This is a genomic window from Streptococcus sp. CL9.43 (assembly GCF_049737935.1).
GTDB lineage: Bacteria > Bacillota > Bacilli > Lactobacillales > Streptococcaceae > Streptococcus > Streptococcus infantis_I.
This window is the reverse complement of sequence record NZ_JBKOTS010000002.1, coordinates 316,885-337,388: the sequence shown is the minus strand read 5'-3', so window position 1 is coordinate 337,388 and position 20,504 is coordinate 316,885. Positions and strand designations below refer to the sequence as shown.

21 protein-coding genes are annotated in these 20,504 nt (G+C 37.2%); 10 read left to right on the top strand and 11 right to left on the bottom strand.

Annotated features, from left to right (window positions below):
• The first annotated feature begins 132 nt into the window (after nt 1–132).
• Nucleotides 133–1,041 (top strand): ATP-binding cassette domain-containing protein, encoded by a 909-nt coding sequence (locus ACLNCS_RS04970; RefSeq protein WP_424847553.1) that lies wholly within the window; start codon nt 133–135, stop codon nt 1,039–1,041.
• A gap of 10 nt (nt 1,042–1,051) precedes the next feature.
• Nucleotides 1,052–1,813, top strand: coding sequence for an ABC transporter permease (locus tag ACLNCS_RS04965; protein ID WP_424847551.1), 762 nt, complete (start codon nt 1,052–1,054; stop codon nt 1,811–1,813).
• Nucleotides 1,814–1,852: 39 nt separating this feature from the next.
• Here the strand turns inward: ACLNCS_RS04965 and ACLNCS_RS04960 are convergent, their stop codons facing one another.
• The 8 genes from ACLNCS_RS04960 to glmU form a co-directional block, all read right to left on the bottom strand.
• Entirely contained in the window at nt 1,853–2,731 is an 879-nt protein-coding gene (locus ACLNCS_RS04960; protein WP_424847549.1) for a sensor histidine kinase, read from the bottom strand.
• A complete protein-coding gene (locus tag ACLNCS_RS04955; RefSeq protein ID WP_424847547.1) occupies nt 2,728–3,429 on the bottom strand; it encodes a response regulator transcription factor in 702 nt (233 codons plus the stop codon). Before ACLNCS_RS04955 ends, ACLNCS_RS04960 begins: the two co-directional genes overlap by 4 nt.
• 105 nt (nt 3,430–3,534) lie before the next feature.
• Entirely contained in the window at nt 3,535–3,795 is a 261-nt protein-coding gene (locus ACLNCS_RS04950) for a SemiSWEET family transporter (RefSeq protein ID WP_045763891.1), read from the bottom strand.
• Nucleotides 3,796–3,957: 162 nt separating this feature from the next.
• Nucleotides 3,958–6,246 (bottom strand): DNA helicase PcrA, encoded by a 2,289-nt coding sequence (pcrA, locus tag ACLNCS_RS04945; RefSeq protein WP_424847544.1) that lies wholly within the window; start codon nt 6,244–6,246, stop codon nt 3,958–3,960.
• 127 nt (nt 6,247–6,373) lie between these two features.
• Nucleotides 6,374–7,069 (bottom strand): 5'-methylthioadenosine/adenosylhomocysteine nucleosidase, encoded by a 696-nt coding sequence (locus tag ACLNCS_RS04940; RefSeq protein WP_424847542.1) that lies wholly within the window; start codon nt 7,067–7,069, stop codon nt 6,374–6,376.
• A 10-nt stretch (nt 7,070–7,079) separates the two neighbouring features.
• Nucleotides 7,080–7,391: a cell wall synthase accessory phosphoprotein MacP gene (macP, locus tag ACLNCS_RS04935; RefSeq protein ID WP_424847540.1), complete on the bottom strand. Its 312-nt coding sequence runs from the start codon at nt 7,389–7,391 to the stop codon at nt 7,080–7,082.
• 11 nt (nt 7,392–7,402) lie between these two features.
• Complete coding sequence (locus tag ACLNCS_RS04930; protein WP_070677439.1) at nt 7,403–7,948, bottom strand: NUDIX hydrolase; 546 nt, start codon at nt 7,946–7,948, stop codon at nt 7,403–7,405.
• Nucleotides 7,949–7,957: 9 nt separating this feature from the next.
• Nucleotides 7,958–9,337, bottom strand: a complete 1,380-nt coding sequence (gene glmU, locus ACLNCS_RS04925; protein WP_424847538.1) for a bifunctional UDP-N-acetylglucosamine diphosphorylase/glucosamine-1-phosphate N-acetyltransferase GlmU — start codon at nt 9,335–9,337, stop codon at nt 7,958–7,960.
• Between the two features lie 157 nt (nt 9,338–9,494).
• Here glmU and ACLNCS_RS04920 point away from each other — a divergent pair, with 157 nt between their 5' ends.
• The 5 genes from ACLNCS_RS04920 to lysS all read left to right on the top strand — a co-directional run bounded on the left by ACLNCS_RS04920 (nt 9,495) and on the right by lysS (nt 13,978).
• Nucleotides 9,495–10,295 carry a glycoside hydrolase family 25 protein gene (locus ACLNCS_RS04920; protein WP_070677435.1) on the top strand — a complete coding sequence of 267 codons (801 nt, stop codon included), beginning with the start codon at nt 9,495–9,497 and terminating at the stop codon, nt 10,293–10,295.
• Nucleotides 10,296–10,401: 106 nt separating this feature from the next.
• On the top strand, nt 10,402–11,244 hold the full coding sequence (locus ACLNCS_RS04915; RefSeq protein ID WP_424847535.1) for a DUF368 domain-containing protein: 843 nt from the start codon (nt 10,402–10,404) through the stop codon (nt 11,242–11,244).
• On the top strand, nt 11,244–11,729 hold the full coding sequence (locus ACLNCS_RS04910) for an aminoacyl-tRNA deacylase (RefSeq protein WP_247921485.1): 486 nt from the start codon (nt 11,244–11,246) through the stop codon (nt 11,727–11,729). The genes ACLNCS_RS04915 and ACLNCS_RS04910 overlap by 1 nt, the downstream gene beginning before the upstream one ends.
• Nucleotides 11,726–12,352 (top strand): histidine phosphatase family protein, encoded by a 627-nt coding sequence (locus ACLNCS_RS04905; protein ID WP_424847533.1) that lies wholly within the window; start codon nt 11,726–11,728, stop codon nt 12,350–12,352. The genes ACLNCS_RS04910 and ACLNCS_RS04905 overlap by 4 nt, the downstream gene beginning before the upstream one ends.
• 135 nt (nt 12,353–12,487) lie before the next feature.
• On the top strand, nt 12,488–13,978 hold the full coding sequence (gene lysS / locus ACLNCS_RS04900; RefSeq protein WP_424847531.1) for a lysine--tRNA ligase: 1,491 nt from the start codon (nt 12,488–12,490) through the stop codon (nt 13,976–13,978).
• Nucleotides 13,979–14,061: 83 nt separating this feature from the next.
• On the opposite strand, the gene ACLNCS_RS04895 is transcribed toward lysS, so the two are convergent.
• The 3 genes from ACLNCS_RS04895 to ACLNCS_RS04885 all read right to left on the bottom strand — a co-directional run bounded on the left by ACLNCS_RS04895 (nt 14,062) and on the right by ACLNCS_RS04885 (nt 18,557).
• On the bottom strand, nt 14,062–15,732 hold the full coding sequence (locus ACLNCS_RS04895) for a formate--tetrahydrofolate ligase (RefSeq protein ID WP_424847529.1): 1,671 nt from the start codon (nt 15,730–15,732) through the stop codon (nt 14,062–14,064).
• Nucleotides 15,733–15,901: 169 nt separating this feature from the next.
• Nucleotides 15,902–17,377 carry a hypothetical protein gene (locus tag ACLNCS_RS04890; protein WP_424847527.1) on the bottom strand — a complete coding sequence of 492 codons (1,476 nt, stop codon included), beginning with the start codon at nt 17,375–17,377 and terminating at the stop codon, nt 15,902–15,904.
• On the bottom strand, nt 17,358–18,557 hold the full coding sequence (locus ACLNCS_RS04885; RefSeq protein WP_424847525.1) for a hypothetical protein: 1,200 nt from the start codon (nt 18,555–18,557) through the stop codon (nt 17,358–17,360). Before ACLNCS_RS04885 ends, ACLNCS_RS04890 begins: the two co-directional genes overlap by 20 nt.
• A 141-nt stretch (nt 18,558–18,698) precedes the next feature.
• Here ACLNCS_RS04885 and ACLNCS_RS04880 point away from each other — a divergent pair, with 141 nt between their 5' ends.
• The 3 genes from ACLNCS_RS04880 to ACLNCS_RS04870 are packed head-to-tail and all read left to right on the top strand — an operon-like array spanning nt 18,699 to nt 20,498.
• Complete coding sequence (locus ACLNCS_RS04880) at nt 18,699–19,385, top strand: phosphopantothenate--cysteine ligase (RefSeq protein ID WP_424847523.1); 687 nt, start codon at nt 18,699–18,701, stop codon at nt 19,383–19,385.
• A 14-nt stretch (nt 19,386–19,399) separates the two neighbouring features.
• On the top strand, nt 19,400–19,951 hold the full coding sequence (gene coaC / locus ACLNCS_RS04875; protein ID WP_424847521.1) for a phosphopantothenoylcysteine decarboxylase: 552 nt from the start codon (nt 19,400–19,402) through the stop codon (nt 19,949–19,951).
• A complete protein-coding gene (locus ACLNCS_RS04870; RefSeq protein WP_049496359.1) occupies nt 19,935–20,498 on the top strand; it encodes an ECF transporter S component in 564 nt (187 codons plus the stop codon). The genes coaC and ACLNCS_RS04870 overlap by 17 nt, the downstream gene beginning before the upstream one ends.
• Nucleotides 20,499–20,504: the final 6 nt, after the last annotated feature.

Genomic DNA, 20,504 nt, shown 5'->3' with positions numbered 1-20,504 from the left:
AACTGGGCTTTTATTTTTTTTAAAATTTAAAAACTTTAGAAACTCTTTAGAAATGCTTGACGATTCTTTGATATCTATGCTTTATACTAGAGTTATAAAAATAAAACACCTTAAAGATTAAAGGAGAAAACTATGAAAACAGTCCTCGAAATCCATGGCTTGTCCAAACAATTTGGCAAACAATCTATTCTACAAGATCTTAGTCTCTCAGTAAAAGAAGGAGATATCTATGGACTTATCGGAAAAAATGGTGCTGGTAAAACAACACTGATTAAAATCATTACCCAATTATTATCTGCTGACCAAGGAACTATTTCCCTCTTTTCTAGTCAAGGGTATAAGGAGTGCACAAAAGCCCTATCTCGAGTAGGTTCAGTCATTGAATCCCCAGTAGCTCACAATCATTTAACAGCCTATCAAAATCTAAGATACTATTGTACTATTCGACATATCCCAAATGCTGATCAAGTCATTCAGGAAACATTAAAGTATGTGGGGTTAACAGATACAGGTAGAAAAGTTTTTCGAGATTTTTCTCTTGGGATGAAACAACGCCTAGGCATTGCTATTGCCCTCCTATCAAAACCAGACTTTCTCATCCTTGATGAACCTATCAATGGACTTGACCCAATCGGTATCAAAGAGTTTCGTCAAATGATTCAACGTCTGAATCAAGAACTAGGAATAACAATTCTCATCTCTAGTCATATCTTGTCAGAACTCTATCTGGTTGCCAATCGCTTTGGAATTTTAGACCAAGGGAAAATCATTCGAGAAATCAGTAAGGCCGAATTTGAGACACTTAATGAAGACTATATTGTTCTAAAAACAAGTGACAAAGAAAAAGCTAGTCAAATCTTAAAAGACAAAGTGCATCTTGAATTTAAAGTTGTTAATTCAGACAACGAGATTCATATTTTTAGTCATGAACAAGATATCAAACGCATTCTCAAAGAACTTACTCTAGCGGATGTTGCTGTGGATGAGATTTACTATGCTCGTCAAAATCTTGAAGAATACTTCACACAATTAGTAAAATAGGAGGAAAACCATGATACATACAATTCAAGCAGACTTTTACCGTCTTTTCCGTTCCAAAGGATTTTGGATTACAGAGCTCGTTCTCTTTGCACTCATGTTAATGGGGGCTACTTTCGGAGCTACAGGACACTTCATATCCGTCAGTACAAGTACAAACGCAGAAACCGAACTGCCAAGCAAGGGATGGGATGGTATACAAGCCCTTATTAACACCTCTAGCAATAGCTCAAACCTAGTTTTCCTCTGTATTATCCTTGCTTGCTTAGTTCTAGGAGTTGATCTTATCGGAAAACTCTATAAAAACAGTTTGACAGTGGGTGTTTCTCGCACAGAATTCTTCCTAGCCAAGTCTGTAGTATTAGCAAGTATCGCTCTAATGCAAATTCTTGTTAGCCTAGTTATTGCTTTCGTACCAGCGACTATCCTAAACGGTCTTGGTACGATGCCAGAAGGATTTATTGGCAATCTCCTTCTAACAATTACTCTTCAATTCCTCTGCATTCTAGCTTGGCTATCTATTGTGTCCTTCATTCTCTATGTGACTCATTCTTATTTGGCTGTTTTCATTGGCTATTTAATCAGTTCTACCTTGCTTTCATTGCCGATGCTTATCTACCCAGATATCGAGTTTTTGCGCTATTTATCCTTGAACTTTACCTATGCCATGACTGACTATAGCCAGGCCATTCTATACACCGTTATCGTTACTGTAACCATTATTCTACTCTTCACCATTAGTGGACTTGCTGTTTTCAAGAAGAAAAGCTTATAAAAATGACCTCCTCTATTCAAATAGAGGAGGTTCCTTATTTTAAAAAATAATTCTAACTGTAAACCAAGCACCATCGGTACTTAGTTGTAGTTCTGCACCAAGTAGATGGGATAATTCTTCTGTAATATAAAGACCTAAACCTGAGGATTCTTCTGTATCTGAGAGGTTTTCAGAGTAAAATCGTTGACTGAGATTTTCTATTTTACGAATGGGTTGTTTGACAAGATTAGATATTTCCAAACAGATGTGACTATCCACTTGCTTTAAAGAAAATCTTGCTTCATCCTTACCATGTTTTAGAATATTGCCAATGAGATTTTGCAAGATACGGTCTAATAAATCTGAGTCTGTCAGTAAATACAAACCAGGTTCTACTTTCAAATCAAGGTTAATCTTTGCCGTCTGAAATGAATCATAATAGGTTAGTAATTTTTGTGTCATAAATGTCGAGACTTCTAACTCAGATAAGTCAGGCTTAACTGCTCCTTCCATTAATCGACGATAGTCCAAAAGAGCCTCTAGACGTTTTGAAACTTGATTGAGATGATGAGCAATTTTTTTCAAACTCTCAGACTCAGGATTTTCTGTTTTAAGCAATTGCTGAGTATAACCTGACGCAATCGTTAAAGGTGTTCGAATATCGTGTGCAATATTGCTAATAGCCATGTCTAAAGTCTGCTTCTCTCGCTTCATAATCAGGCGTGACTGCTCAACTTCTTGAAAGAGATGATTGATTTGCTGGTAAAGATGTAAAAAATCCTTGGAGAAAGTTGACACTCCGATTCTCTTCATACTTCCAGTCAGAATCTTGTCCTCAATTTGTTGGCTCAAGTTTACGAGTGCTAGATGATAGCGAATCAACCCTATCGTCAATAGGATAATAACCAGCAGTAGCAAAGAAAGTAAAATATAGATCATTGCTCATCTCCTTTTAACCGAACACCAACTCCCCAGATAGTCTCAATATACTCTTGCTCTGGATCTAGTTGGCTTAATTTTTTACGGAGATTACTTAAATGAGTGTTGAGAGTATTGTCGCCCGGTAAATAAGTATCCTCCCAAACCAACTCATAGAGTTCTTCTTTCGTAAAAATTTTCTTAGGATGTCTCAACAAGGTTTGGAGAATCAAGCATTCTTTCTTAGCTAGGCGAATAGTTTCCTGGCAATTTTTGATTTCAAAACTATCTGCATCAAATTGAATATTTTTTAACTGTTGAATCAATTTGTCAGGATGTTCGATTTCAGCTGATTGCTTATCACTATTTTGACGTAATTGTACCGTAACCCTGGCAAAAACTTCATCCAAATCAAAAGGCTTTACGATATAATCATTAGCGCCATCTAAGAGATATTGGCTGATGAGCTTTTTATCACTTAGGGCAGTTAGCATGATGACAGGAACTGAACTATCGTGTCTAATGGCTTTTAAAACCTGATCACCATTTTTTCCCGGAAGCATAATATCTAGCAGGATTAGATCAATGTCACCTTGTTCAAATCGTATCATACCTTCAGTACCAGAAAAAGCCTGAATCACCTCATGCTCCTCAGAAAGAAGAGTTCTCAAAATTTCTTGAATCTCATTATTATCTTCAACGATAAGTATTCTAGCCATAAACACCAACCTTTCTAATAGTATTATATCATGTTTTTTTAGGAATTTCGGATAAAGAAAAACTCTCCTTCATGCTTAAATACGAAGAAGAGTTCACCCTATGTATTAAATTAAAGCTGTCAATGCGGTAATAAGTCCAAAAACGATACCTGGTGCATTAGCTGCTGCCAAAGGAATATCACGTTCTTTTTTAAAGAGACCGTAGTAAACCCAAAGACTGCAGTTAAGTGCAGCTACTGCTGGTTGGATAAAATTCCCTTTTTGACCAGCAAGGTTATTCATAATTTGAGGAATATAAGAAACATACATCATTACAGACATAAAGGTTGCAATCCAACCTAAAGTTTTCATTTGTTTTTCAGTCATTTTTTCTCCTTTCAAAAACAGTCTCAATTATACACTATTTTTTTAGATAATGAAGTTTAATAAGCTTTTTGTTAAAAACTTGTAAACTATCACAATCTTGTGATAAGAGAATCAAAAAATACCCTCTTGCTATTTCAAGAGGGTATTTATTCGTTTAGAAACTTACTTTTTCTCAATCGGTGCAACACTGGCCAAAAGTTTTTTCAAACCGACTTCTGGGAAGTTGATTTTTAGCTCCTGTTTAGCTCCACTACCCGATACTTCAAGGACAGTTCCTTCACCCCATTTTTTATGAAGGGCAATATCACCAATTGACCAATTTGTCTCAGTAGAAGAAGATTTACTAGTAGATGCAAATTGTCCAAATGGTAAACCACTTGATTGGATAGATGTAGGCGCAGTATTCCGTTTTCGTTCTTGAAGAGCCTGAGCCAGACTCATTCCTTGCCCAAATGTAGTACCACCACTACTGTATGATGCTTTAAAACTTGAATTAGCTGGCCGAGCCAAACCTTGATAGGTCAACAAATCTGAACTAATCTCGTTGATAAAACGGGTCGGACGATTGTAACTTGTACGCCCGAAAAGCAAGCGAGAGTTTGCATTGGTAAGATAAAGAATTTTCTCGGCGCGTGTGATTCCTACGTAGGCCAAACGACGTTCCTCTTCTAATTCATCAGGATCCTCAGAGGCACGACTAAGAGGAAAGACATTCTCCTCCATCCCGATGATAAAGACAACCGGAAACTCGAGCCCTTTGGCAGCGTGTAAGGTCATTAAGGTTACTTCTGACGTCTCCTGACTACCAGAGTCAGTATCTGCAATCAAAGCAAGATCATTCAAGAAACGACTGAGTTTATCTAGTCCTGTTTCCTCTTCTTGGCTTTCAGGATTGTCATCAAAGTTTTTGGTAACAGATAAGAATTCCTCGATATTTTCAACCCGAGCCTTACTCTCCAATGTTGCTTGTGCATTTAGAATATCAACGTAACCTGTTTTTTCAAGGACAGCCTCAACCAACTCTGTAATGGTTAATTGGTCCAGTTTCTCCCTCAAATCCAGAATCATATTTGCAAAGTCCCAAATAGACTGGGCTGCTTTACCCTTAATTCCTGATAACATGATATTGGCTGAAGCATCCAGCATGGACATTTCTTGCAAATTAGCAAAGTCGCGAATCTTCTCAACAGTCCCTGGTCCAATTCCACGCTTTGGTTCATTAATGATACGCTCAAAACTGATATTATCACTTAGGTTGGCAATGAGATTGAGGTAAGCAATGATATCACGGATTTCTTTTCGGCTGTAGAACTTGGTACCACCAACCATGGTATAAGGAATATTGGACTTGAGAAGGGCCTCCTCAATAGTACGTGACTGGGCATTGGTACGGTAAAGCACTGCAAAGTCTTTGTGTAGGAAGTTTTGACTTCGACCAAGTTCATCGATGGTTTTGGCTACAAAAACAGCCTCATCTTGTTCATCGTTTGCTCGGTAGTAAATAATTTGTTCCCCATCCGCATTTTGAGTCCATAGATTCTTAGGACGGCGATTTTTATTGTTTTTAATAACGTCATTAGCCGCTTGTAGAATGGTTTTTGTTGAACGGTAATTCTCCTCTAACAAGACAACCTTGGCTTGAGGATAATCCTTCTCAAAATCCAAGATATTCTGCATATCAGCACCACGCCAACCGTAGATAGACTGGTCCGCATCCCCAACAACACAGATATTTTTAAAGCGAGAAGCTAACAGTTTGACCAGTTGGTACTGGGCATGGTTAGTATCTTGATACTCATCAACATGGATATATTGGAATTTTTGCTGATAGTAAGTCAAGACATCGGGATTTTGATCAAAGAGACGCAAGGTCAACATAATCAAATCATCAAAGTCAACTGACTCAGATTGACGGAGTTCCTTTTGATAGGCCTCATAACACTTAGCGACAATGTTTGTATATAAATCTCCTGCTTGAGCAGCATAAGCAACATCGTCAATCAGATCATTCTTAGCATTAGAAATGGTCCCTAAAATAGAGCGTTCATTCCACTTTTTAGGATCCAAGTTTAACTGTTTGAGAATGCGTTTCATCAATGTTCGCTGCTCACCTGGATCGATAATGGTAAAGTTACGATTGTAACCAATATGATCCGCATCACGACGTAAGATACGAACGCACATAGAGTGAAAGGTCGCTATCAAACAGTCCTGTGTAGCTGGATTAAGCCCGTAGGCACGTTCTTTCATTTCACGAGCAGCCTTATTGGTAAAGGTAATGGCTAAAATATTCCAGGGATTAACCATCTTTTCATCAATTAAGTAGGCAATACGATGGGTCAAAACTCGTGTCTTACCAGAACCGGCCCCCGCCATGATTAGCAGTGGACCTTCTGTTGTTTGGACCGCTTCAGCCTGTCGGTCATTCATACCGTTTAATAAAGGGTTCATTTTCTCTTCCTATTCCTATTCTTCAAATCAATGTTTCTATTATATCAAAAAAGACTGAAAATAACTCTATCAGAGACAAGCTTCCTTTTTTCCTAAAAAAAGAACACTAACAAGTGTTCTTTTTATATTAATCATGAATAGATTGTAAAAGTGTCAAGAGCGCCTTTGCTGAGCGACGTCCAGCTTCTACGATAAATTCATCAAATGAAATAGAGGCTTCATGGTTAGCATTATCACTCATGGCACGAACGACCAAGAAAGGTAGATTAAGCGCGTGAGCTGCTTGAGCAATCGCTGCACCTTCCATCTCCACAGCATGCACCTGAGGAAAATGTTCTTTTATAGCTTTAATCTTATCTTCACCTGCAATAAAACTATCACCGGTCGCTATCAAACCTAAATGCCATTTTTGGCTAAGTTTAGACAAGCTCTTTTGAATCAAAGTAACAAACTCTTTATCTGATTCAAAGTAAAGTGGTTGTTGGGCCATCTGACCGTATTCATAACCAAAAGCAGTCACGTCAACATCATGATAAGCTAACTTATCAGCAATCACTACATCTCCAACTTCGATTCCTTCTGCTAAAGCACCAGCTGAACCAGTGTTGATGACAGCATCCACTTTAAAGTGATTAGCTAAGATTGCGACACTCATAGCAGACATGACTTTACCGATACCACTCTCGACTAAGACAAGCTCAACTGAACCAATTTTACCCGTATGATACTTATTTCCTAATACCGTCTCTTCTTGAGCGTTTTCTAAATGTTGAATCAGATAAACTAGCTCTTCTGGCATAGCTGCTATAATTCCAATTTTCATGACATTCCCCTTAAATAAATCTCATTGCTAAAACTAGCAAAATCAAGAGAAGAATAACAGCAAATAGAATCTTATTCAGTTTTGAGTTAAAAACATTTCTCTTAGTATTTTCAATTCGACGACTTTTATGGATTTGTGGTTCAACCTCAATCGTTAGGGTATCTTGACTAAAACCATGGTCACTTGAACGTGAAGCTCTATAATGTTGAGATGAAGTCGATAATATCTTTGTTTCTTGATCGTCTACTAAAGTAGGACCAGAGATATTTTCACCACGATTTGCACGCTCGATTATTTCGTCTGTTAATAAAGGTTTTCCCATAGGTTCCTCCCCTATTTTTCTTGTAATTCCCAGTACTGGATAGCCATAATAGTCTTGGCATCACAGATATCACCAGACTGGATCAGTTGTTTAGCTTCTTCAAGACTAACTTCAAGTAATTCTAAAGTTTCATCTTCATCCTGTGGACGTGGATTTTTAACCTTTGTCAAATCACTTGCCAAATAAAGTTTTAATCGCTCATTACAGAAACCAATAGCAGAATAGAAATCATACAAAAGAGTTAGTTTTCCAGTGTAGGCAGCTTCTTCTTCCAATTCGCGAAGGGCTGCCGCTTCAGGATCAGCATTTTCTCCAATTTCTAGTTTCCCTGCAGGAATCTCAACAGAAACTTTTTCAATCGCCTTGCGATATTGGTTGACGAGAACAATCTTATTTTCTGGAGTAACCGCAAGAACACATACTGCACCATTATGGAAAATCAAATCACGTTGAGCTGTCCCTTTTCCATTAGGAAGTTCAACCTGATCTTGTACCAATTGGAAAATAGGACCTTTATAGATTTCTCTACGGCTGAGTGTTTTCTCTTCAAATTCCATGGTTAGCTCCTAGTTGTTTTTAGGATGGTGAGGGAGATGAGTTGCATATTCGTCTTTGTTAACTTGGCGGCCACGACCGATGGCAATAGCATCAGCAGGCACGTCTTTAGTAATGGTTGAACCTGCGCCAACAAGAGAGTTATCTCCTAGTTCAACAGGAGCAATGATGGTTGAATTAGAACCAACAAAGACATTGTTGCCGATGACTGTCTTGAATTTATTTTTCCCATCATAGTTCACTGTTATAGTACCAGCACCAAAGTTGACGTCACTACCAACTTCACAGTTACCAATGTATGTCAAATGGCCAGCTTTTGTATTTTCTCCAATGCTAGAACCTTTCACCTCAACAAAGTTTCCAATATGAACATCTTTTGCCAAGCTAGAACCTGGACGAATATGAGCGTAAGGTCCGACTGTAACACCATCAGCAACTGTGCTCTCCTCAATCATAGAGTTGGTAATCACTGCACCTGAACCGATAGTACTATCGACAACATAAGTTCCATTCGTCAAAATAGTCTCAGCACCAATCTTACTAGAACCTTTGATGGTTACATTAGCTTCAATTTGTACATCTGGAGCAATTTCAACATCAATATCAATATATGTCGCTTCTGGATTTACAAAACTAACACCATTTACCATATGGGCTTGGTTAATACGACGACGCATAACAGCTTCTGCAGTGGCGAGCGCTACACGGTCATTGACTCCGAGACTTTCATCAAAGTCTTTAAGAGTATAAGCTCCGACTTTTTCTCCTGCTTCACGGAATATTCCAATCACATCCGTGATATAGTATTCACCTTGAGCGTTGTTGGTATTGATGTTTTTAAGAGCTTCAAAGAGACGAGCATTATCAAAAACATATGTTCCTGTATTGATTTCTTTGATTTGCTTTTCAAAATCAGTAGCATCTTTTTGTTCAACAATTCTTAGTACTTCAGCATTATCATTGCGAACAATACGTCCATAACCAAATGGATCTTCAGCTTCTGCGGTAAGGATAGTGGCTACGTTCTTATGATTCACATGAAAATCAATCAAGTTTTTCAAACTTTCACCCGTGATTAATGGTGTATCACCTGCAATAACCAATGTTTGTCCAGAAAGGCCCTCAAGAATCGGCTCGGCCATCATAACCGCATGACCAGTTCCTAATTGTTCGGACTGTCTCACAAAATCAGTTTGACCAGCTAAAACTTGTTCAACTAGCTCTGCCTTATGACCAACAACCGTTACTGTTTTTTCAGGCTTGATTGCCCCTACACTACGAAAAACATGCTCAAGCATAGAAATTCCTGCAACCTTGTGCATAACTTTAGGTAGATCTGATTTCATACGGGTACCTTTACCCGCTGCTAAAATAATTGCATAATTTGCCATATTTTTCTCTTTTCTATAGAAATTCTTTATTATTATACCACAATTTACTTCACGATACACAAATTTGCTGATCTCAACCTAACGCTAATGACTGTCACTACTTCGTTTTGAGTAAATTTTTTGATTTTTTTTACAAATTACGATAAACTATAGGAGTATGAGAAAAAAAATTCGCCCAGCTTTTATAGTTATTATATTTGCTGCTTTTATAGGACTCTTGATTCTCAATCGTCCACGATTCGAAGAACATCCTGTAAAAACCAAACAAAATCCAGTTCAAATAGAAACACAAGCTCTACATAACTTGGATAAGCCTATCATCGATATCTCTGGTTGGCAGAGACCATCGGAAATCAATTACGATATTTTATCTCAAAATATCTCTGGTGTCATTGTTCGAGTCCACGGAGGAAATCAGATTACCACTGAGAACGATGCATCTTATACAAATGGTATTGATAAAGCTTATAAAAGTCATATCGCTGAGTTTCAAAAGAGAAATGTTCCAGTTGCTGTCTATGCCTATGTGTCTGGAAAAAGTGTAGAGGATATGGAAAAGGCTGCTGAATCATTTTATAATTCAGCTTCGCCGTACAACCCAAGTTACTATTGGTTAGACGTTGAAGAAAAAACAATGTCAGATATGAACCAAGGAGTTGAGGCATTCCGTGCTAAGTTAGAATCACTTGGTGCTAAAAATATTGGTATATACATTGGTGTGTACTTCATGAAAGAACATAGCATCAGTACAGATAAGTTTTCTGCTATTTGGATTCCATCCTACGGACTTGACTCAGGCTACTTTGAAAGTTCACCAAATACAGACCTTGACTTTGATCTTCATCAATACACCTCAAAGGGTAAACTGGTTGGATTTGAACACCATCTAGACCTAAATCTTATTTCTTTGTCAAAAGATAAGCAAGAGACGTTTAGAAAATTATTCTTAAAACCTTAATTTCATTCAGCAAGCCAGATATTACTTCTGCTTGCTTTTTTTATTTCTCTTACTTTGTGATATAATACAAGAAGAGAATTTTAGAGAATAAATACGGAGAGAGTTTATGTTATCTTGGATTTCAAAAATAATTAAAGGTATTGTTATTGCACTAGGATTTATCTTGCCTGGTATTTCTGGTGGAGTCTTGGCAGCTATTTTGGGTATCTATGAGAGAATGATTCGTTTTCTTGCCCATCCATTTAAAAACCTAAAAGAAGATATTCTTTATTTCTTACCTGTTGCTATCGGTATGTTACTAGGTATTGGGCTATTTTCTTATCCAATTGAGTACTTACTAGAGCATTATCAAGTTTATGTTTTATGGAGTTTTGCGGGTGCTATTATTGGTACAGTCCCTAGTCTTGTAAAAGAGGCTACTCAAGATTCTGAAAGAGACAATGTCGATCTTATCTGGTTTTGGGTGACCTTTATTGTTTCTGGAATTGGTCTTTACGCTTTAAACTTTGTGGTTGGTTCACTAAACGCAAGTTTCACAAGTTTTATCCTAGCTGGTGCTCTTCTTGCTCTAGGTATTTTAGTTCCAGGATTGAGCCCCTCAAATCTTCTCTTGATTTTAGGTCTCTATACCCCAATGTTAACTGGATTTAAAACTTTTGATTTATTTGGCACCTTCCTTCCAATAGGAATTGGAGCTGCTGCTACTCTTATTATTTTTTCAAAATTGATGGACTACGCTCTTCGAGAGTATCACTCTCGTGTTTATCACTTCATCATTGCAATCGTTCTTTCAAGTACACTCTTGATATTGATTCCAAATGCGGGTAATGCTGAAAGCATTAACTACAGTGGTTTATCTCTTGTGTCTTATGTGATTGTTGCCTTCTTTTTTGCTCTTGGCATTTGGTTAGGTATCTGGATGAGTCAGTTGGAGGATAAATACAAATAATGGCTAAGAAAGTTAAAGTTAAAAAAACCTTAGTAGAGCAAATTTTGACTAAGGCAGGTGTTGACCATCAAGGTATTCAAATCAATGCTTTAGAAGGAGAACTTCCTTCTGGTTATGATAGAAATCATATCTTTAAGACCTTAGCATTATTGGGTGATAAGACTGGTCCGGTAATAGGAATTGTTCCTATCACCGAACACCTTTCTGAAAAGAAATTAGCAAAGATTTCTGGGAATAAAAAAGTTGCCATGATTCCTCAAAAGGATTTAGAAAAAACGACTGGATATATCCATGGAGCTAATAACCCTGTAGGTATCCGTCAAAAACACAACTACCCTATTTTTATTGATGAAACAGCTTTAGAATTGGAAGAATTGATTGTCTCTGCTGGCGAGGTCGGACACAGTATCATCATCGCACCTAAAGATCTGGCAAACTATGTAAAAGCCAGCTTTGTAGACATCTTGGAGGAAAGTAACTCATGAAACTTTACTTTGTCCGCCATGGTCAAACAGTCTGGAATCTAGAAGGTCGTTTTCAAGGCGCTGGTGGAGATTCCCCTCTTCTCCCTGAATCTATTGAAACTTTAAAAGACCTGGGCCAGTATCTTAAAGATATCCCTTTTGACAAGATTTATTCGAGTGATTTACCAAGAGCGGTAAAATCAGCTGAGATTATCCAAAGTCAACTGACAAATCCATGTCCCTTAGAAAGTGTTCCCGAACTCAGAGAATGGCACCTCGGTAAACTGGAAGGTCTAAAAATTGCGACTTTAAATGCTATCTACCCTCAGCAAATTCAAGCCTTTAAAACAAACTTAGCTAAGTTTGATACTCGCATGTTTGAAGCTGAATCACTTTACACTACAACTCAGCGCACCATCCAATTTATCAAGTCCTTAAAAAATTCTAAGGCAGAGCACCTATTACTAGTCGGTCATGGAGCGAACCTTACTGCTAGTCTTCGAACGCTTATAGGCTATCAGGAAGCTCTGCTTCGTAAAGATGGAGGTTTGGCTAATGCAAGTCTAACAATTTTAGAGACTGACGACTTTGAAAAATTTACTCTTAAGACTTGGAACGATACCTCTTATCAAAAAAATAATTGAACTTGATCTATTACGTCAAGTTCTTTTTAGTTTTTATAGAATATCCGTGAATTTCTTAACTTTTTATGATAAAATGGGAGTACCGTGAAAAATTGATTTATTATTTCAAAATTTGAATTTCATTAGGAGGAACACATGTCAACAGAACATATGGAAGAATTGAATGACCAGCAGATCGTTCGCCGTGAAAAAATGGCTGCGCTCCGTGAACAAGGAATTGATCCATTCGGTAAACGTTTTGAACGTACTGCTAACTCTCAAGAACTAAAAGATAAATTTGCTGACCTTGATAAAGAACAACTACACGAACTAAACGAAACTGCTACTATTGCGGGTCGTCTTGTTACCAAACGTGGTAAAGGTAAGGTTGGATTTGCCCACCTTCAAGACCGCGATGGTCAAATCCAAATCTACGTTCGTAAAGATGCTGTCGGTGAAGAAAACTACGAAATCTTTAAAAAAGCTGACCTTGGTGATTTCCTTGGTGTCGAAGGTGAAGTCATGCGTACCGATATGGGAGAACTATCTATTAAGGCTACACACATCACTCACTTGTCTAAAGCTCTTCGTCCGCTTCCAGAAAAATTCCACGGTTTAACAGACGTTGAAACCATTTATCGTAAACGTTACTTGGATTTGATTTCAAACCGTGAAAGCTTTGAACGTTTTGTTACTCGTTCAAAAATCATCTCTGAAATTCGTCGTTACCTTGACCAAAAAGGTTTCCTAGAAGTTGAAACACCTGTTCTTCACAATGAAGCTGGTGGTGCTGCTGCTCGTCCGTTTATCACTCACCACAATGCACAAAACATTGACATGGTGCTTCGTATCGCGACTGAGCTTCACTTGAAACGACTTATCGTCGGTGGTATGGAACGTGTTTACGAAATCGGGCGTATCTTCCGTAATGAAGGTATGGACGCTACACACAACCCTGAGTTCACTTCTATCGAGGTTTACCAAGCTTATGCAGACTTCCAAGATATCATGGACTTGACTGAAGGTATTATTCAACACGTTGCAAAAGCTGTTAAAGGCGACGCTCCAGTTATCTATCAAGGAACTGAGATAAAACTTAACGAACCATTTAAACGTGTACACATGGTGGATGCCATTAAGGAAATCACAGGGGTTGATTTCTGGCAAGATATGACTTTCGAAGAAGCTAAAGCTATCGCAGCTGACAAGAAAGTTCCAGTTGAGAAACACTATACAGAAGTCGGTCACATTATCAATGCTTTCTTTGAAGAATTTGTTGAAGAAACCTTAATTCAACCAACCTTTGTCTATGGTCACCCAGTAGCTGTATCACCACTTGCTAAGAAAAATCCTGAAGATGAACGTTTCACTGACCGTTTTGAACTCTTCATTATGACTAAAGAATACGGAAATGCCTTTACTGAATTGAACGATCCAATCGATCAGCTTAGCCGATTTGAAGCCCAAGCCAAAGCCAAAGAACTTGGTGACGATGAAGCAACTGGCATTGACTACGACTACATCGAAGCCCTTGAATATGGTATGCCACCAACAGGTGGTTTGGGAATCGGTATCGACCGTCTCTGCATGCTACTCACTGATACTACTACTATCCGTGACGTACTTCTTTTCCCAACTATGAAATAAAAACTAAACTCCTAGATGATTTCTAGGAGTTTTTTGTAGTTAAAAAGACAACCTTATCTAAGAGGTTGTCTTTTGTGTTTGAATTAGAATAATCCAAGAACAGTTCCATCGCTTTCAACATCCATGTTGAGAGCGGCAGGACGTTTTGGAAGTCCAGGCATAGTCATGACATCACCAGTTAAGGCAACGATGAAGCCTGCACCAAGTTTTGGTACCAATTCACGAATGGTAATTTCAAAGTTTTCAGGTGCTCCAAGTGCATTTGGATTATCTGAGAAACTGTACTGAGTCTTAGCCATACAGATTGGCAGTTTATCCCAACCATTTTGTACGATTTGTGCAATTTGGGTTTGAGCTTTCTTCTCAAAGTTAACCTTGCTACCACGGTAAATTTCAGTCACAATCTTTTCGATTTTTTCTTGAACAGAAAGGTAGTTGTCATAGAGACGTGTGTAGTTTGCTGGGTTTTCGTCGATTGTTTTTACGAGAGTTTCAGCTAGAGAAACTCCTCCTTCAGCTCCATCAGCCCATACGCTCGCTAATTCGACTGGTACATCGATTGAAGCACATAGTTCTTTCAAGGCTGCGATTTCCGCTTCTGTATCAGAAACAAATTCATTGATAGCAACAACTGCTGGAATACCGAACTTACGAATATTTTCAACGTGGCGTTTTAAGTTTGCAAATCCAACACGTACTGCTTCTACATTCTCTTCTGTCAGAGCATCCTTTGCAACACCACCATTCATCTTAAGGGCACGAAGAGTCGCCACAATGACTACTGCACTTGGAGCTGTTGGCAAGTTTGGAGTTTTGATATCCAGAAATTTCTCAGCACCAAGGTCTGCACCAAAACCTGCTTCTGTCACTGTGTAATCTGCCAAGTGAAGGGCTGTAGTTGTAGCCAAGACAGAGTTACATCCGTGTGCGATATTGGCAAATGGGCCACCATGTACAAAGGCAGGTGTTCCATAGATGGTTTGAACCAAGTTTGGTTTGATAGCGTCTTTCAAAATCAATGCCAAGGCACCTTCAACCTGTAGATCACCCACTGAAACAGGTGTGCGGTCATAACGGTAACCGATAACGATATTAGCCAAACGACGTTTTAAATCTTCAATATCAGTTGCCAAGCAAAGGATTGCCATGATTTCTGAAGCAACAGTGATGTCAAAACCATCTTCACGTGGAATACCGTTAAGAGGACCACCAAGTCCAACTGTCACGTGACGAAGAGCACGATCATTCAAGTCCACTACACGTTTCCAGAGAATACGGCGTTGGTCGATACCTAGCTCATTTCCTTGATGTAAGTGATTGTCAATCAAGGCAGAAAGAGCATTGTTTGCAGTTGTAATAGCATGCATATCACCAGTAAAGTGAAGGTTGATATCTTCCATTGGTAAAACTTGCGCATAACCACCACCAGCAGCACCACCCTTGATACCCATAACAGGTCCAAGGGAAGGTTCGCGGATAGCAATCATGGTTTTCTTACCAATCTTATTCAAAGCGTCTGCAAGCCCGATAGTGATGGTTGATTTCCCTTCACCTGCTGGTGTTGGGTTGATAGCTGTAACCAGAATCAACTTTCCAACTGGGTTTGCCTCAACTTCACGGATTTTATCAAAGCTAAGTTTAGCCTTGTATTTTCCGTACAACTCCAAATCATCGTAAGAAATACCAAGTTTCTCAACAACATCAACGATCGGTTTTAACTCAATACTCTGTGCAATTTCAATATCTGTTTTCATAAAAAACTCCTCTAGCCTCTAATGTGTTAATTCATTATATCATAAAACAAGATTTTTAACAGTCATTATGATTAGTAATGTTCGTGAATATCGCTAAATAACAGACTTTCTTTATCTCTATTTAAATTTTTATATGCCTTTATAGATTTTAACTATTATAAAAATTTTTCTAATTTAGAAAATAGTTGTTAATTTCGTCTAAGTTATGCAAAATTTGATTATCAGAGATTTCTAAGTTTTCAGCTAATTCAATTGAATACTCAAAGCGGAGACGAGTATTAAGGGATAAATCAAATGAATAATCCTGTAATCGTCCTAGTTTATGATATTTATCTATAATATCATTAAAAATAATCTTGTATTTATCATCTAAGTTTTTGATATGGCTATCTATGTTTTCCCTGTAATTTTGAATTAATTCCTGTTCCCTGTCACTTAGAAACCCTTTGCCTATTTCCAAAATTATTGAAGTAGCTATTGAACCAACTACAGAACCTAGAACAGGTATTGGGATCATAATCTGACCAACACAAGCTCCAATTGCAGCAAAAGAAGAATCTATTACATTTAATGTCAAAAGATTCATAAGTTCATCTTGAGTTATTTCAGAAGATCTGAATCTCAAAATGACATCTATCATCCCATAAGTAGCCATTACTAAAGCACTTGCATTTGGAGCGCTAATACCAAAAATATTAGTTAATCCGTAAATTGAATATCCTGTTATCGCTCCACATGCAACTCCTTGTAATGAATTCAATCCACAATCTAACCAATCTGATTGTTCGAATTCAAAAATACTTTTTCCTTCTTTACATTTTCCATACACACTTGACAACAGAGCTAAACCACCTTGCAAAAAAGCTGCGTTTCTTGCAACCTTAGTAGCTTCTTTTAAATTTGGTAATGCATGTTTTTGCGCTACTAATCGTTTTTTATTTAATTCTTGTTGTTTAAGTCTAACTGTTTTACGAATATTCTTTTCTTCAGAATCTAAAAGAGAGTTAATTGAATTTTTTTGAGCATCATCATAATTTAAAATAGATGATTTCATCCAAGATTTATATGAAGTAAGTCCCTTGCTTTTAGTAATATCATTAATCATTTGTCGTATATCCGTAATTTGTTTAACAGACAATCTTTTACCATTAAATTCAACTTCTTTGGCACCAGTCATAATTTTTTCGTATACTAACACGTGATCTTTTGGAAACATCATTTTCATTTTTTCACTGTAATGAAATGATTGAGCTAGTTCATCACGTAAATTATTATAAAACTTCATTTGAATGGTATTTCTGCCAATTAATAAATCGGCTGGCCCATTATCATTCAATACTTTTATAATAGGATTTAATCCTTCAATAGCTCTTCTTGCATTTACAATTCCTGCTTCTGCAAATTCAGCTATAAACCCGTGACCACCGTAGTCTCCCCCACGCTTCTTTAGAATAACGTCTTCAATATTGTCTTTAGTATAGTTTAAGATTTTTGAAGCATTGTCATTGTTTAAGACGACTTTGCGTGCTTCATCCTCTATTATCTTCATAGCAATTTGTAAGTCTTGAATTCTAAGATTATTTAGACAATTTACATATGCTCCTATACCTTGATATAATGCCCTATTAGCAACTTGAATCATCATTTACTTTAATTTCCTTATTGATCATTTCTGTCAGAGAAAGGGTTGAATTTACCAAACTACCTGCTTGATATTTTTCTTCTTCGGTAAATATGCTATAGTCCATCCCAATTAATGACAAATTAGCTAAATAGATTCCTTCAGTTTGTTTTTCAATTAAATTAATTAATTCAGTAATATCTATTATTGATTTTTCAGTTTGTCTTATTAACAACTCGATTTTCATTTGTTCATCGAGTGCTTCTTTAGCTACTTCTTCATTTTTTTTATTAGCAAAAACACCTGCTCCGACAGAAGCTGTTAACATTAAGCCTGCAATTCCCCAACCAACAGGCCCCGCCATAGCTAGAAAGGCATTGCCTGCAGCAACACCGCCTCCGCCTGCGGCTATACTGCCTCCACCTAACCAAGCTAATGCCGCACTATTTGCTGCTGCACCTGTTAAACTAGAAATTGCTGTTCCTGTCGATGCGACACCAAAAGTAGTTGCGACTCCCATAGCGGCAGTAGGACCTAAAGTAGCGACTGTCATCCCTAAAGCACTTAAAGAAGCTGTAGCTGCCGTACTACCACTTGCTAATTCTGCTTCTTTGATAGCTTGAGTAATAGCTAACTGTTTATCTTCAAAATTTTGAATTTCAATATTAATTTCTTCTAATTTTGTTTCGAATTCTTTTGGTTTATTTGCTAGCTTACTAATTCTCTCTTCAACGATTTTTACAACTTTAATCGCTTTGTCTCTAGTTTGATAAAGGTCAGTCGATTTGTTCGTCAGTTCTGTGGCTTTTTCATTATATATTTGAATAGATTCATGATAATTCGCAACAGCTTCGGACCTTAATTTGTCATTAAAAAGATCTATTGAATCAATTTGTGATTTTGCTTCAGTTGCAACTTTACCAGCTTGATTAAATGTGTCAGATGTTACCTCAGTTACTTGTTGAAAAGCATCTTTCGCTACTATTGTAGCTTGACCTGAAACATCTGAAACAACATTTCCTATCTTATTTGATACATCTCCTATTACTTTTACAGAGTTTGATAATAACTCTCCTGTAACTTTTCCAGTACTATCTAAAGCTTTACCAGCTTCATTAAGTACGCTACCAGTTGTCTTACTAGCATCATCAATTACTTTACTAGCTTCTTTAACAATATTATCTGCAAATTTAAAAAAGTCCATAACGGCTTCCCCTCTTAAAATACAACTAAAATAATTATCTTATATATTAAATTAATTGTCAATAATAATATAGTTATAATTTTTAATTATGTTACATCACTTTCATTTTACTTAATGCTCATTTTTTTGTACAATAGTTCTATGAAAATTTTAGTTACTTCTGGTGGTACAAGTGAAAAAATTGATCGAGTTCGTTCTATTACCAATCACTCTTCCGGTAAACTTGGAAAAATTATCACCGAGACTCTTCTAAAGTCTGGTCATGAAGTTTGTTTGATTACCACTCTTCAGGCTGTTAAGCCAGTTAGTCAGTCAAACTTGACCATCATCGAAATTAAAAATACAGCTGATTTGCTGCAAGTCATGAAAGATAAGGTTACGGATCACCAAGTCTTAATCCATTCTATGGCTGTATCAGATTACACTCCTGTCTATATGGCTGGTTTTGATGAGGTTGAAGCTAGTCAAGATTTAACAGAGTTTTTAGATAAGAAAAATCAGGAAACAAAAATCTCATCTAAGGAAGACGTTCAGGTTCTATTTCTCAAGAAGAATCCAAAAATCATATCTCTTATTAAAGAATGGAATCCTAACATTCACCTGATTGGATTTAAATTACTGGTTGATGTCAGCCAGGAACATCTGATTCAAATTGCTCGGGAAAGTCTTGAAAAGAACCAAGCTGATTTAATTGTCGCAAACGACCTTACTCAGATTAGTAGCGAGCAACATAAGGCTTACTTAGTTGAAAAAAATTCTTTCCAAACTGCTATGAGTAAATATGAAATTGCTGATTTACTCCTCGAGAAAATCAAAAGTTATGACTAAATGAAAGGAATTTTATGGCCCGTATTACACTCGCTATTACAGGATCTATTGCTGCATACAAGACAGTTGACCTAGTTAGTTCTATAAAAAAACAGGGGCATTCTGTTACTGTTCTTATGACTCAGTCAGCAACAGAATTCATTCAGCCATTAACTTTACAAGTACTATCACAAAATACTGTACATCTCGATGTCATGCACGAACCTTTTCCAGATCAAGTGAATCACATTCAAATAGGAAAAGAAACAGATTTATTTATCGTAGTTCCTGCGACAGCCAATACAATCGCTAAATTAGCTCACGGTTTTGCTGACAATATGGTGACTGCTACTGCTCTTGCTTTGCCACACTTTGTACATAAACTATTGGCTCCAGCTATGAACACAAAGATGTATGACCATCCTGCGACCCAAGCTAATCTAAAAACTTTAGAAAATTATGGTTATACAATTATTTCTCCCAAAGATTCTCTACTGGCCTGTGGGGATACAGGTCGTGGTGCTCTCGCTGATCTCGAAACTATTTTACAAGAAATAAAGGATAAAATTCATGAACAAACGCTCTAATATTGCTCCCATCGCTATCTTTTTTGCCATTATGATTGTTATTCATTTACTAAGCTCGATTTTATTTAATGTACTTCCCTTTCCAATCAAACCAACCATCGTTCACATTCCAGTAATTATTGCAAGTATTATCTACGGACCAAGAATTGGCGCAACCTTAGGTTTTCTGATGGGAATGCTTAGCTTAACGGTTAATACTCTCACAATCCTGCCAACAAGCTATCTCTTCTCACCATTTGTACCAAATGGTAACTTTTATTCAGTTGTGATCGCAATTGTTCCTCGTATCTTAATCGGTTTGACCCCTTATTTCGTCTATAAACTACTAAAGGGAAGAGCTGGACTCATCTTTGCAGGTGCACTTGGCTCACTCACTAATACAGTATTTGTCTTAGGTGGTATCTTCTTTCTCTTTGGTAATGTTTTTGATGGAAATATTCAAAAACTATTAGCGACTGTTATCTCAACAAATTCAATCGCAGAATTAATTATCTCAGCCCTCTTAACTCTCGTCATTGTTCCGAGACTTGAAAAAATTAAACAATAAAAACTG